General features: G+C 43.6%; 11 protein-coding genes and 1 other RNA gene. 8 read left to right on the top strand and 4 right to left on the bottom strand.

What is annotated here, in order from left to right; translation table 11 throughout:
• Window positions 1-39 precede the first annotated feature (39 nt).
• Window positions 40-627 carry an oligoribonuclease gene (gene orn / locus CXF65_RS06415; protein WP_025652815.1) on the top strand — a complete coding sequence of 196 codons (588 nt, stop codon included), beginning with the start codon at window positions 40-42 and terminating at the stop codon, window positions 625-627.
• A 122-nt stretch (window positions 628-749) separates the two neighbouring features.
• On the opposite strand, the gene CXF65_RS06420 is transcribed toward orn, so the two are convergent.
• Window positions 750-1,610, bottom strand: a complete 861-nt coding sequence (locus CXF65_RS06420) for a UDP-2,3-diacylglucosamine diphosphatase (RefSeq protein WP_101211451.1) — start codon at window positions 1,608-1,610, stop codon at window positions 750-752.
• Between the two features lie 168 nt (window positions 1,611-1,778).
• Complete coding sequence (locus tag CXF65_RS06425) at window positions 1,779-2,294, bottom strand: peptidylprolyl isomerase (RefSeq protein ID WP_025652817.1); 516 nt, start codon at window positions 2,292-2,294, stop codon at window positions 1,779-1,781.
• Between the two features lie 366 nt (window positions 2,295-2,660).
• Between CXF65_RS06425 and CXF65_RS06430 the strand changes: the two genes are divergently transcribed.
• The 5 genes from CXF65_RS06430 (at window position 2,661) to CXF65_RS06450 (ending at window position 8,606) form a co-directional block, all read left to right on the top strand.
• Window positions 2,661-4,400: a glutamine--tRNA ligase/YqeY domain fusion protein gene (locus tag CXF65_RS06430; RefSeq protein ID WP_025652818.1), complete on the top strand. Its 1,740-nt coding sequence runs from the start codon at window positions 2,661-2,663 to the stop codon at window positions 4,398-4,400.
• 250 nt (window positions 4,401-4,650) lie between these two features.
• On the top strand, window positions 4,651-5,463 hold the full coding sequence (locus tag CXF65_RS06435) for a phospholipase D family protein (RefSeq protein ID WP_101211452.1): 813 nt from the start codon (window positions 4,651-4,653) through the stop codon (window positions 5,461-5,463).
• A gap of 245 nt (window positions 5,464-5,708) precedes the next feature.
• Window positions 5,709-6,347, top strand: coding sequence for a peroxiredoxin (locus CXF65_RS06440; RefSeq protein WP_025652820.1), 639 nt, complete (start codon window positions 5,709-5,711; stop codon window positions 6,345-6,347).
• Between the two features lie 228 nt (window positions 6,348-6,575).
• Window positions 6,576-7,238, top strand: a complete 663-nt coding sequence (locus CXF65_RS06445) for a glutathione S-transferase family protein (protein WP_025652821.1) — start codon at window positions 6,576-6,578, stop codon at window positions 7,236-7,238.
• 432 nt (window positions 7,239-7,670) lie between these two features.
• Window positions 7,671-8,606, top strand: a complete 936-nt coding sequence (locus tag CXF65_RS06450) for an META domain-containing protein (protein ID WP_227523209.1) — start codon at window positions 7,671-7,673, stop codon at window positions 8,604-8,606.
• 137 nt (window positions 8,607-8,743) lie between these two features.
• On the opposite strand, the gene ruvC is transcribed toward CXF65_RS06450, so the two are convergent.
• On the bottom strand, window positions 8,744-9,328 hold the full coding sequence (gene ruvC / locus CXF65_RS06455; RefSeq protein ID WP_010199263.1) for a crossover junction endodeoxyribonuclease RuvC: 585 nt from the start codon (window positions 9,326-9,328) through the stop codon (window positions 8,744-8,746).
• A gap of 153 nt (window positions 9,329-9,481) precedes the next feature.
• Here ruvC and CXF65_RS06460 point away from each other — a divergent pair, with 153 nt between their 5' ends.
• Window positions 9,482-10,105, top strand: coding sequence for an FxsA family protein (locus CXF65_RS06460; RefSeq protein ID WP_025652823.1), 624 nt, complete (start codon window positions 9,482-9,484; stop codon window positions 10,103-10,105).
• Window positions 10,106-10,245: 140 nt separating this feature from the next.
• Here the strand turns inward: CXF65_RS06460 and ssrS are convergent.
• Window positions 10,246-10,441: non-coding RNA, 6S RNA (ssrS, locus tag CXF65_RS06465), on the bottom strand.
• Between the two features lie 352 nt (window positions 10,442-10,793).
• Between ssrS and gpmI the strand changes: the two genes are divergently transcribed.
• Complete coding sequence (gene gpmI / locus CXF65_RS06470; RefSeq protein ID WP_101211454.1) at window positions 10,794-12,449, top strand: 2,3-bisphosphoglycerate-independent phosphoglycerate mutase; 1,656 nt, start codon at window positions 10,794-10,796, stop codon at window positions 12,447-12,449.
• Window positions 12,450-12,560 lie beyond the last annotated feature (111 nt).

A 12,560-nucleotide genomic window follows, 5' to 3' on the forward strand; every position in this document is an offset into this window, starting at 1 on the left:
GCAAAACTGTCTCAAACTTTATTGACCATAGGATATTTTATGACTACCGGCGACCATCCCAATAAAATCAAAATCAAAAATCAAGGTAAAAAAGGGTTGGTATGGATTGACCTAGAAATGACCGGACTTGATACCATCAACGATGAAATCATCGAGATTGCTACCGTGGTGACGGATGAGGATCTCAATGTCCTTGCCGAAGGGCCCGTGTTTGCGATCAAGGTATCGGATCAAGTGTTAAATAAAATGGATGACTGGAATACCAAGCAACATGGCCAATCAGGCTTGGTTGACCGTGTACGCCGTAGTACCGTGACCTTGGCAGAAGCAGAAGCTGAAACCATTAAGTTCCTTAATAAATGGGTCGATAGTGGTAAGTCGCCCATGTGTGGTAACTCAATCTGCCAAGATCGCCGCTTTATGGCGCGTCAAATGCCAGAGCTTGAGCGATTTTTCCACTATCGCAACCTGGATGTCTCATCGATTAAAGAGCTGTGCTTTCGCTGGCGTCCTGATATTCTCAGAAATTTTGAAAAAGGTGGCAGTCATTTAGCCTTAGACGATATTCGCGATTCTATCCGTGAGCTAAAACATTATCGTCAGCATTTCTTTAAACTCATGCCTTAGGATAATGGTGAGCAGAATAACGGTTCGCAGAATGTGAAATGTGAAAAGCTATAAAAAAGGGTCTGTTACTTATGCAACAGACCCTTTTTCTTTTAAATGAAAGGTACTTGATGAGGCGAACTCTACACTGAATATTTAAATTCAAACAAGCCAAATTCAGTATTGTTACCTTTAGAATGGTTGCTTGCTGAATCTTCACCTTCTGTCGTAATTGCGCCAACGACCGCCACGACTTTGGGTTGACGTTTGTCTTCGTCGAGCAAGCGCCAATCACCAAGAACGTAACGGATTTTGTCATTAGCCGTCTGATGAATATCTGGACGATGAGTATGTCCGTGTAATAGCGCATCGTGATTATTCACTGCGGCTGCCACTGCTTGCTCATTAACGTCCATAATATGCGCCGCTTTATTGGCGTTATTTTTTTGACTTTTTTTACGCATGTTCTCGGCGATAGCCAAGCGTTTTTTTAGCGGTTTATTCAGCAAATACCACTGGATTAACGGGTTACGCATCACTTTGCGAAAAAACTGATATTTCTTATCATCAGTACATAGCGCGTCGCCATGCTCTAAGCGATAATTCTGCTGTCCAACCGCTACAGGGTAAGGCTCAAAAATAAGTTCGCCACCAAATAAATTGCAAAATGGCTGCCCTAATAAAAAGTCACGATTACCATGCATGACTAAAATCTCGCAACCTGCGATCCGTAGTTTTTTTAATTTGACAATTAATGGTGTGAGCCAATGGGTTTGACGCTCGTCTTCTGATAAGGACAAATAAACATCATCACCCAGCCAAATCTCAAACCAATCGCCTAAGATAAACAAACGTTTTAACGCAGGCAGAGCAAGGCAATCATCGAGCAGCGCCAAAAAAGCCTGCACTAAGGCAGGCTCTTCCGGTGATAAATGCAAATCGCTAATCAATACTTGCCGCACGCTATGAGGACGGGTGGTAATTAGGTGGTCAAAACTTTGCATTTATCCTTGTCCTAATGTAGTAAACCAAATATAAACCTATTATGGCGTCAGACTCGCTTACTGTACTAGTCGTACAATTTACGCTTGTCTTCCTTGTACTAGATTCATCTTTGTTTCACTATAGATTATTAAAAATGTACTCGTTCAAGTTGCTTATTCAGAAACAACTTATTCAGAGACAATAGTCGCTGAATTGATAATGACTGGCTCTTTTGGTACGTCAGCATGCATGCCGAAACGACCCGTTGGTACGCCGCGCATTTTTTCGATGACGTCCATACCGCTGGTTACTTTACCAAATACCGTATAGCCCCAACCCTGCATGTTTTTGCCAGAGTGGTTTAGGAAGTCGTTGTCTTTGACGTTAACGAAAAACTGGCTGGTTGCTGAATGCGGATCTTGCGTACGCGCCATCGCAATCGTACCTTTGTCGTTTTTTAGACCATTGTCCGCTTCGTTTTCAACGGGTGCGTTGGTTGCTTTTTCATTCATTTCAGCGTCCATTCCGCCGCCTTGAATCATAAAGCCATCAATAATGCGATGAAAAATCGTGCCGTCATAATGACCAGACTTTACATAGTTTAAAAAGTTCTCTACCGTTTTTGGTGCTTTTTCTTCGTTGAGTTCGATAACGATCGCACCCATACTGGTGTCAAGTTCTACTACTGGTGGCATGTCTACCATGGGATAATCCTTTTTGATTGCAGCGCCTAAAATGACGCTGTTAAGTGGTGGATAAAAAGTTGATGGTTAAAAGTTAGCGTTAGTCTAACGGCTTTTTTGTCGTCTGTCATGTATCAGGCTGTTAATGCATTTGCAAAAGCTGATAGAATAACGCAACTTTCCCTTTTTAATGGTTTTTGAACGCCAGTGTCAATACGTTAATTTTGACACCCCAATTTTAATAACTGAGTTTTTGACCATTTATTTTTAATACCTTAATGCTAACTATTTGATTTTATTGGTTAGTCTTAACAGCTTGGTTTAATTTTTCATGGGGCGTGATGGCACGCGGCATGAATGGACAATTTGCGTTAGGAGCAATGCCCGATGAGTGAGCACTCAAACAACAATGTACAGAAAGATGAACAAAAAAACGACTTTATTCGTAATATCATTCGTGACGATGTCAATGCGCAAAAATACCAGCAGATTGTAACCCGTTTTCCGCCTGAGCCAAACGGCTACTTGCACTTGGGTCACGTTAAATCTATCTGTCTAAACTTTGGCGTCGCTAAAGAGTTTGGTGGCATCTGTCATTTGCGCTACGACGACACCAATCCAACCGCAGAAAAACAAGATTACATCGACAATATCAAAAACGATGTGCAGTGGTTGGGCTTTGACTGGGCAGGCGAGGCGCTACATGCTTCTAGCTACTTTGACCAGTTGTATGCGTGGGCGGTACAATTGATTGAGCAGGGTGATGCGTATGTCGACTTACAAACTCCAGAGCAAATCCGCGATAATCGTGGCTCATTTAATGAAGCCGGCAAACCGTCACCACAGCGTGATGCCAGTGTCGCAGACAACTTAAAGTTGTTCGAAGACATGAAACACGGTAAGTTCGAAGACGGCAAAGCGGTATTGCGTGCCAAAATTGACATGTCTGATGCCAATATGAACATGCGCGACCCCATTATCTATCGTGTGATGCATCAAGAACATCATCAGACCGGTGATAAATGGTGCATCTATCCTATGTATGATTTTGCCCATCCGTTGTCAGATGCGCTAGAAGGCATTACCCATTCGTTATGTACGCTAGAGTTTGAAGATCATCGTCCGTTTTATGATTGGATCGTCAATAAAATCGGCTTCGAGCAACCACCGCATCAGTATGAGTTCTCACGCCTCAATGTCGACCATACGTTGACCAGTAAGCGTAAGCTCAAGCAATTGGTCGATGAAGGTATCGTCGATGGCTGGGATGATCCGCGTATGCCGACCGTCGCTGGTATGCGTCGCCGTGGCTATACGCCTGAAGGCTTGCGTGATTTCTGTGATCGCGTTGGTATCTCCAAAGCGGATGGTGTGACCGATATGCGTCTGCTAGAGTTTAGTATTCGTCAGTCGTTAGACAATACGACAGCACGCGGTATGGCGGTGCTTAAGCCATTAAAAGTGACGATAACCAACTTTAGCGATGCGGTCAGTCAGTGGGAAACGCTCAAAGCGGACAGCGTCAATGCGCGTTTTGACGCTGAGGCAAAAACCTTATGGTTGACTCAGCCGAACCATCCTAATGTCGATATGGGCGAACGTGAGATTCCGTTTACCGAGACTTTGTACATCGATCAAGGTGATTACGAGATTGAGCCGCCAGCAGGCTATAAACGCCTATCACCCGAAAAGCCAGAAATCCGTCTGCGTAATACCTATGTCTTGGCCGTGACTGAGCATGTGCTAGATGATGCAGGCAATGTCGTTGAGCTAAAAGCAACGATTGATCCGGCAACGCTAGGCAATAACCCTGAAGGTCGTAAGGTCAAAGGTGTGATTCATTGGGTATCGGCCAGCCAAGGGGTTCCAGCCACCGTGCGCTTATACGAGCAGCTATTCAGTGTCGAAGATCCGAGTAGCGTCGCTGACGTGCATCAAGCATTGAATCCTAACTCGTTGACCAAGCTAAATGCCGTGGTTGAGCCATCATTGGTCAATGCGGATGCTGGCACACGCTTTCAGTTTGAGCGTGAAGGCTATTTTATCTCTGATAGCGAAGAGCACAGCAGTGACCAGCCTGTCTTTAATCAAATCGTCAGCTTACGTGACAGCTATAAACCGGCTTAATTTATTGCGATTAGCGCTACTAGCGTTTATTTGAGACAATACTAAACAAAAGTAGTTTGCAAGCTGGCCCATTTCTAGTACGCTAGGGATGGGCTTTTTTGTGGATAATACCAAACCCAAAAAATACGATTAGTTTTGTCAAACTTGCTTAGTCTACTAAATGTAGTGCTTGCACGCGTTTTCCTTACTACTCAAGTTTTTGTGAATGGTATAAGTGTAAATTTTAATCGTAAGGTGTGAGGGTGCAATCATGGCAAAATTTTTAAATAGCAGCGGGACGACGTATCATCTAGAAGAATTGATTAAAAATGCGTCTGACAGATTGATCATTATTAGCCCCTACTTAAAGCTAAATGAGCGTATTAAAGAGCTGTTAGAAGACCGTAATCGTCTCAAAATCGATATTCGTATTGTTTATGGCAAAAATGATTTACATCCAGAAGAGATTAATTGGCTAAAAAACCTGACCTTTATCCGTACTAGCTTTTGCAAAAACTTGCATGCCAAATGCTACCTTAATGAAAATGAATGCATCATTACCAGCCTCAATCTCTATGAGTTTAGCCAAGTGAATAATAATGAGATGGGGGTGCTTATTTATCGTAATGAAGATGCCAAATTATATGCTGATACTTATGAGGAAGCGCAGCGCATTATTCGTATCAGTGATGAAGTGCGCATGTCCCTTGAAAAAGTACATGATAGCGATAACAAGAGCGCCCTTAACAACGGTTCTAATAATGGCGCTAATAAAGCTTCTAAGAATGGGTCGAGAAATACGTCCAGTATGCTATCTAGTGCTGGCAAGGTAAGCACAGATCCAGTTGCCAGTAACGCTACAGAAGCGGCAACGCCTAATTATTCTAAGCTGACGACGGCGAAGCTGGCGAAAGAATTGGGCTTTAAGACGCAAGAGTTAAACGATAAGCTCCTTGCCGCAGGCTATCTAATAGAGCAAGAAGGCGAGTTGGTATTGACGGATACTGGCCGTGCGGCTGGTGGTACCAGCAAACGTGGTAAATTTGGCGAGTTTTGTTTATGGGACTCTGAGATGGTGGTATAGATGCAGGTTTCATCGGAGCTTATGCGTTTAGACCTAAATGGCATAAGCGCATTACAATCCGTCACAAGACATTCATAACCAGTTTGTTAAGATGAAATAGGATTTCCTGACGGGTACTCCGTTATTTTTATAGCGCTACACGTCAATGATAATAATAGAGCGCATGACCTTCTTTAGATGCTAACCTTTTAATATTAGCTTTTAGATACTAGCGCTCATCACTAACGATAGTTAAGGAATTAAGCATGGCACATTTACGTTTAGGTGACAGCGCACCGAATTTTGACGCCACAACCACAGAAGGCGATATCAATTTTTACGATTGGGCAGGCGACAGCTGGGTCGTTTTCTTTTCGCATCCTGCAGACTATACGCCAGTATGTACCACTGAGCTTGGTCGTACTGCGGCATTAGGCGGCGAGTTTCAAAAGCGCAATGTAAAGGCGATCGCTTTATCAGTTGATGGCTTAGAAGATCACAAAGGCTGGGTTAGCGATATTGAAGAGACTCAAGGAACTGCTGTCAACTTTCCTATCATTGCAGACTCTGAGCGCACAGTAGCCAATCTTTATGACATGATTCACCCCAATGCGGATAATACAGCGACGGTTAGAAGTGTCTTTATCATCGACCCTAACAAAAAGGTACGCTTGACCTTAACCTATCCAGCCAGCTGTGGCCGTAACTTTGACGAGATTGTACGAGTCATTGACGCTATGCAGTTGTCTGATAAATATAACGTCGCTACGCCGGTCGATTGGAAGGACGGCGATGATGTTATCATTCCACCAAGCGTAAAGAATGAAGACATCGCAGCCAATTATCCTAAAGGTCATACAGAAATTAAGCCTTATTTGCGCACCACGCCAGCACCTAATAAATAAAGTGAGCGTTTTTGCAATTGCTTAAAAAATAAAAACCCTATAACTTACTGTTATGGGGTTTTTTACCATTCATATCACAAGCAGCGACAAGGTTTTGCTATGATAAAAACCAATAGTCACTGTGCTAAGCGAGCAATAACAAGCTTCTGCGCTTTGATGATACAACGATAGTCATAAAAATTTACCGTTATCGTTCTTTTCGGAAATGATACTTAAAAGGAATTTGCCATGAAAAAACTATATATAACTCGTACTGCACCCAACCCTCGAAAAGCCCTTATATTACTTGCCTCAAAAGGTATCGATGTCGATGATATGGATGATATCGATGTGGTCGACATTGATTTTGCTGCCAAGGAACAGATGTCAGAGGCTTTTACTAAGATAAATCCCATGCAGACAGTGCCAGTTTTAACCCTAGATGATGGCACAGTGCTCAATGATTCGCAGGCGGTTTGTGAATACCTTGACCGCGTTTATGGTGAGCGCTCAGTGATGGGCAATGATGTGGTTCAGCGTGCACAAGTCTGTTCGATGCGCCGTATTGCGGAGTTTGAAGTGCTTTATAACTTGATGTTGGCCTTTCAACACAGCCATCCATCAAAGGCACAACGTGTTGAGCAAGTCCCTGAATTTGTAGCACCATCCATCGCTCGTGCGGTCAAAGCTTTGGCATACTTTGAAACCAGCCTAGAAGGTCATGACTATTTGGTCGGGGATCAACTGAGCTTTGCAGATATCGTGCTATATCTAGGCTTGGACTTTGGCAAAGCATTAAAAGTAGATCCTACTGCTCATGGCGAAAACCTTGCGCAGTTTTATGCGAGAATGCATGAGCGCTTTAGCATTAAAAAAATGGCAAAAGCGAAGCCTACGGAAGCTAATGAATAGTGAACATTTAATCCTTATCTGCTAAAGCCCTAAATATTTTGTGCTGTGTACTGAACGTCCAAATAGGGATGGTTAACAAAATCTGTTGATCATCCCTATTTTTTTTGGACTTACTATGTCCATTTAGAAGGCGGACTTAAAAAACAATTAATAAAACGAAACGTTTCATTACATAAGACAATAGGATCGAGGTTATAGTAGTTAAATTGTACCGGATTGCTGCTATTAGTTTTATCGATATAAATAAAGATAAAAATCTTTATAAGTTAATACAGTAAAAGTAGATATTAGATATAGTCGATCAATATATAGTTTGGAGACAAGGAAAGCGAGCCAAAGTACTACAGCTAGTAGGCTAAGCAAGGCGGACAGCGTATCCAATTTATATAAGATTGACTATAAGCTTAGTAAGAGGGATGTAATATGGTAGGTATGAAGACACAACCCACCACAAAATTACTGTTATTGCCCAGTGTATTGGCAGTAATCCTGACATTGGGAGCGTGTCAGAAGAACGCGCCACCTGCCGAAAATGAGGCGTCAGACACTACGCAAAGTGCAGAGGTCATCGGTAGTGCAGCGGAGATTGAGAATGGCGCTGATATTAATGAGTCTGATATTGACGAGACAGTAGACGCGTCTAAGGTCGCCGAACTTAGCTCAGAACAACAAATGATTGCCAACCTCGCTCGCTATCGTTGGACACTCTTGACTGCCAAGGATGCGAGCGCTCAAGCATTAGCACCACTAATGAATATTAACGACCAGGTGACGCTATTATTCAATCAACATCAAGGTCAAAACACCTTAAGTTATAGCGTTGGTTGCAATACGATGAGTGCTGGCTACGAGTTACAAGCCCAGACACTGACGACCGAAGACAGTATGAGCACCAAGATGTCTTGTGGCGATCTTGATAGTGCAGAAAATCTGTTGAATACGTTGATGCAAGGTAATAGTGAGCTGTCTGTGTCTGCAGGTGAGCCTCCACTATTGACGCAAGTGACCAATGATTCGATGACTTTGGTTTGGACGGGTAGGCTTACGGCACAAGCAAAGTACAGTGGTAAAGGCAAGACCGTATTTTGGGCCGTGAATAGTGAAAAAGTGGCTTGTGGCGATGGTGATTCGAGTATGTGCCTGCAAGTCAAGCCTGTCACTTATGATGATCAAGGCCTGAAAACCAGCGAAGGTGAGTGGACGGCATTCAACGGTGATATTGATGGCTACCAGCACGACGGCATGCACGAAGAAGTACTACGCCTACAACGCTATCAAGTCAATGACATCGAAAATCCTGATAATGAGTCAACCGAAGCGTACGCCTATGTATTGGATGCGGTGATTGAAAGTTCTGTGGTAGAGTAAGTTGGTCAACAGCTTTATTTAGATGCTGGTTTTCAAAAACTATTAACAGCATTGGTTTAAACCAAAAACACGCATCATTTGATCGCGTGTTTTTTTATGGAGATTTTCTTTATTTTATTATATTTTGGCTTCTTATCTTATCGTAAGTTACCTAAGTCTTCTTCGGTTAAACGCCAGCGTCCTTTTTTCTTAGAGGCCCCGCGTCCACGCATGGCGCTATTTAGGAGTAATTTGTTCATTGAATGGCTTGAGTGCGCATGACAAATGGCGCAGGCAAGACCATCAGCGGCATCTTGTTGTGGCACGACATCTAAAGACAGTATGCGGCAGACCATCTCCTGTACTTGTTCTTTGGCTGCGGCACCATAACCGCAAACCGCCTGTTTAATCTGGCGTGCGGTATACTCTGATACTTCCAAATCCAGTGCCACCATCGCGGCGATGGCTGCGCCTCTTGCTTGCCCAAGTTTCAGCGCAGAGTCTGGGTTTTCTGCCATGAATACTTGTTCAATTGCCGTATAGATAGGCTCTTCTGCATATTTTAAATGATGCTGAGTAATACGCGTCAAGCCATTAAAAATACGCTTTAGGCGTTCAGGCATCTCTTTGGTATCCGTACGAATAGTACCCGCATCAATATACGTCAGCTTATCGCCCGTTTGTTGCACGATACCATAACCCGTCATACGTGAGCCTGGGTCAATCCCGATAATAATTGCCATAATCTTCCGTCTTGCTCTCATTTTGTTTAATGGCTTAAAAATAGGCCTTAAGTTTGATAGTATAGCAATCAATCCCCATATACATCATATGTTAGCCATCTTAATTTGCATGGCGCTCAATTTATTGGTTTTTATTTTATAGGACGACACTTTATGGGTCAGATAGTTGGTATTGCCATCGTTTGGTTTATTATCGAGATGCTACTGTGGTATTTAATTGCTCAGTTTATGAGCGGTTGGTGGGTATTCATGTGGTTCATTATCGCCGCTGTCATCGGTATCACCTTTATTCGTAAAGGTATGGCAGCGCTAAATCCGATGGCTCAGCAAATGAAAGCGGGCGGCATGATGAACCCAGCGATGCGTCCACAAGAATCAACCATGCTTAAAAGTGTGGCCATGGCAGCGGCTGGCATTTTGCTACTTATTCCAGGTGTGCTTAGTGATTTGCTCGCGTTATTGGTGGTACTACCGCCGGTGCAAAAGAAGCTCAAAGACTTTGCTAATAATTACGTCATGAACAACCAACAAAAAATGATGGAGATGATGGCCAAACAGATGGGCGGCGGTCAAAACCCGTTCGGCGGTGCAGGTGGTATGGGTGGACAAAATCCATTTGGTGGCGCTGGCGGCGGTATTAATGGTCAAAACCCATTCGGTCAACAACAACAAAATCCGTTTGGGGATGTGTTCAAGCAGCATACAACTGTTGACGGCACGGCAAAAAATATACCTAAAGATGTCAAAAAGATTACCAAATCTGCTAATGATGAATAAAAGTTAGTGAAAAATCGAACATAAAAAAGCCCCTTACGTCAGTGACGAGAGGGGCTTTTTGGTGGTTGTTATCAGCTTTTTACAAACTTATAGGTATTAATAAACCTAGTGAATATAAATAGATAGATAACTAACCGAATATAACAACCGAAGTGCCGCCGTAAGATGGTGACCCATGAACCGTGAAGTTCAGGGCGGATGCGTCATTGCCTCTGCAGGTTTCCTGATACACCGCAAGCGGTGCAGGCATACACAATGAAGCAATAGGTACCACATCCTGGTAAAGCATTATCGGCTCAGGGAATAAACATCTACTAGCCAACACTTCAGAATAGATTTATCTTAACCAATGGCATAGCTGATTGCAAGCGCGGTTTACAGATTTATACGTCTCTTTAGAAATGCGCAGCAATCATAGCAGCGGTATTTTATGAAGTAACTATAGTCATTCCACTATAAAAGTATTACTGCGTTAACCTCGCTTGAAGTATTAAATATACATTTACACTCGGTTGCCTTGTACTACTTTTAAGTTGAATCGAATATAACAGAAAAAGGCTTGAAAGCGTTGAAACAGCAGGATAAACGCGCAGTTTTTCAGCAATTTCAAGATGTATGCTAATATAGACAACTTTCGACATCCTAATATAGCAGTATAGGCGTTCATTCACTTGAGGAGCGGTAATCTATGACCAGTACCCAGCAACAATCTGAATCTATTGACGACAATCAGGCGCAGCTTGATAGCAAGCAAGAAAGCGCACAGCATAAAAAAACACCGCATGTCTTAATGATATTGGACGGCTTTGGTCATCGTGAAGAAGACAAGGATAACGCCATTGCTGCGGCTAATATGCCGAATCTAGATAAGATCTACCAACAATATCCGCATGGATTGATTTCGGCGTCAGGTGAAGATGTTGGTTTGCCAGATGGTCAGTTTGGTAACTCTGAAGTGGGACATATGAACCTAGGTGCTGGTCGTGTGCTATATCAAGACTCAACGCGTATCTCAAGTGAGCTTGCCAATCGCGAGTTCTATAAAAACGAAGCCTTGGTCGATGCCGTAAAAGCGGCGAACGAGCTTGGCGGCAATGTGCATATCATGGGCTTACTGTCTGATGGTGGCGTGCATTCGCATCAAGACCATATCGAAGGAATGTGTCATTCGGCGTTGGTACACGGTGCCAAAAATGTGTTTGTCCATTGTTTTTTAGATGGTCGTGATACGCCGCCTAAGTCTGCTGATAAGTATATCAATCGTCTGCGTGAGTATTTGAACAAGCTCAATGCCCATTATGAAGGTCGCGTACAGATTGCCAGTATCATCGGTCGCTACTATGCGATGGATCGTGACAATCGCTGGGATCGAGTACAGAAGGCCTATGAGCTTATTACGGAAGGTAAAGCTGATCGTCTATCTACCCGTGCTGATGGTGCTGTCCAAGCTGCCTACAAAGCCCGCGAAACTGATGAGTTTATCAATCCGACTACCGTGATCGAGAGCGGCGACACGCCTTATACTGTCGATGATAATGATGCACTTATCTTTATGAATTTCCGTGCTGACCGCGCCCGTGAGCTAGCGCAAGCGTTTGTGCTGCCAGATCATGAGTTTTCAGGTTTTGCCCGTCATAAGCAACCAAAGTTGGCGGCGTTTGTCATGTTGACCAAGTACTCAGACATTTTAGCTGATAGCCCGAAGACCAGTATTGCTTATTACCCAACCTCTCTGACCAATACGCTGGGTGAATATTTGCAAGAGCAAGGTAAAACGCAACTGCGCATAGCCGAAACTGAAAAATACGCGCACGTGACGTTTTTCTTTAGTGGTGGTCGCGAAGCAGAGTATAAAGGCGAGACACGTATTCTTGTGCCGTCGCCAGATGTCGCCACTTATGACTTGCAGCCAGAAATGAGCGCTCCTGAAGTGACCGATAAGTTGGTAGCAGCAATTGAGTCGGGCAAATATGATGTATTGATTGTCAATTATGCCAATGGTGATATGGTAGGGCATACCGGTATCTTTGAAGCAGCCGTGCAAGCGGTAGAGGCGTTAGATGTCTGTGTTGGCCGTATTGAGTCAGCAGTACGAGCAGCTGGCGGCGATATGCTCATTACCGCTGACCATGGCAATGTTGAGCAAATGCAAGACTACGAAAGTGGGCAGGTGCATACCCAACATACCACCGAGCATGTGCCTCTGATTTATATTGGTGAGCAAAAAGTACAAGTACGTAGTGGCGGTAAGCTTAGCGATATCGCACCGACCATCTTGTCATTGATGAATATCACTGCGCCAGAAGAAATGACGGGTGAAAACCTATTGATTCCAGTATCGTGATTCAGTCCTTCTGAGCTTTTCGTCTGTTAACTACTATGATGTTATCAGGGCAGATGAAGCGGTTAGTGCATGAAGAAAAAGGATAAAGAGCAAGGAAGGAAAGGGGAAGGG

Source organism: Psychrobacter sp. Sarcosine-3u-12 (assembly GCF_002836005.1).
In the GTDB taxonomy this organism is placed as follows: Bacteria; Pseudomonadota; Gammaproteobacteria; order Pseudomonadales; family Moraxellaceae; genus Psychrobacter; species Psychrobacter okhotskensis.

Excerpts from the sequence above, each read along its gene's own strand:
- CXF65_RS06460 (WP_025652823.1), top strand. The coding sequence starts at position 9,482 with ATGGGTCAGATAGTTGGTATTGCCATCGTTTGGTTTATTATCGAGATG.
- CXF65_RS06450 (WP_227523209.1), top strand. The coding sequence starts at position 7,671 with ATGAAGACACAACCCACCACAAAATTACTGTTATTGCCCAGTGTATTG.
- ruvC (WP_010199263.1), bottom strand. The coding sequence starts at position 9,328 with ATGGCAATTATTATCGGGATTGACCCAGGCTCACGTATGACGGGTTAT.
- CXF65_RS06420 (WP_101211451.1), bottom strand. The coding sequence starts at position 1,610 with ATGCAAAGTTTTGACCACCTAATTACCACCCGTCCTCATAGCGTGCGG.
- CXF65_RS06430 (WP_025652818.1), top strand. The coding sequence starts at position 2,661 with ATGAGTGAGCACTCAAACAACAATGTACAGAAAGATGAACAAAAAAAC.
- CXF65_RS06445 (WP_025652821.1), top strand. The coding sequence starts at position 6,576 with ATGAAAAAACTATATATAACTCGTACTGCACCCAACCCTCGAAAAGCC.
- orn (WP_025652815.1), top strand. The coding sequence starts at position 40 with ATGACTACCGGCGACCATCCCAATAAAATCAAAATCAAAAATCAAGGT.
- CXF65_RS06425 (WP_025652817.1), bottom strand. The coding sequence starts at position 2,294 with ATGGTAGACATGCCACCAGTAGTAGAACTTGACACCAGTATGGGTGCG.
- CXF65_RS06435 (WP_101211452.1), top strand. The coding sequence starts at position 4,651 with ATGGCAAAATTTTTAAATAGCAGCGGGACGACGTATCATCTAGAAGAA.
- gpmI (WP_101211454.1), top strand. The coding sequence starts at position 10,794 with ATGACCAGTACCCAGCAACAATCTGAATCTATTGACGACAATCAGGCG.
- CXF65_RS06440 (WP_025652820.1), top strand. The coding sequence starts at position 5,709 with ATGGCACATTTACGTTTAGGTGACAGCGCACCGAATTTTGACGCCACA.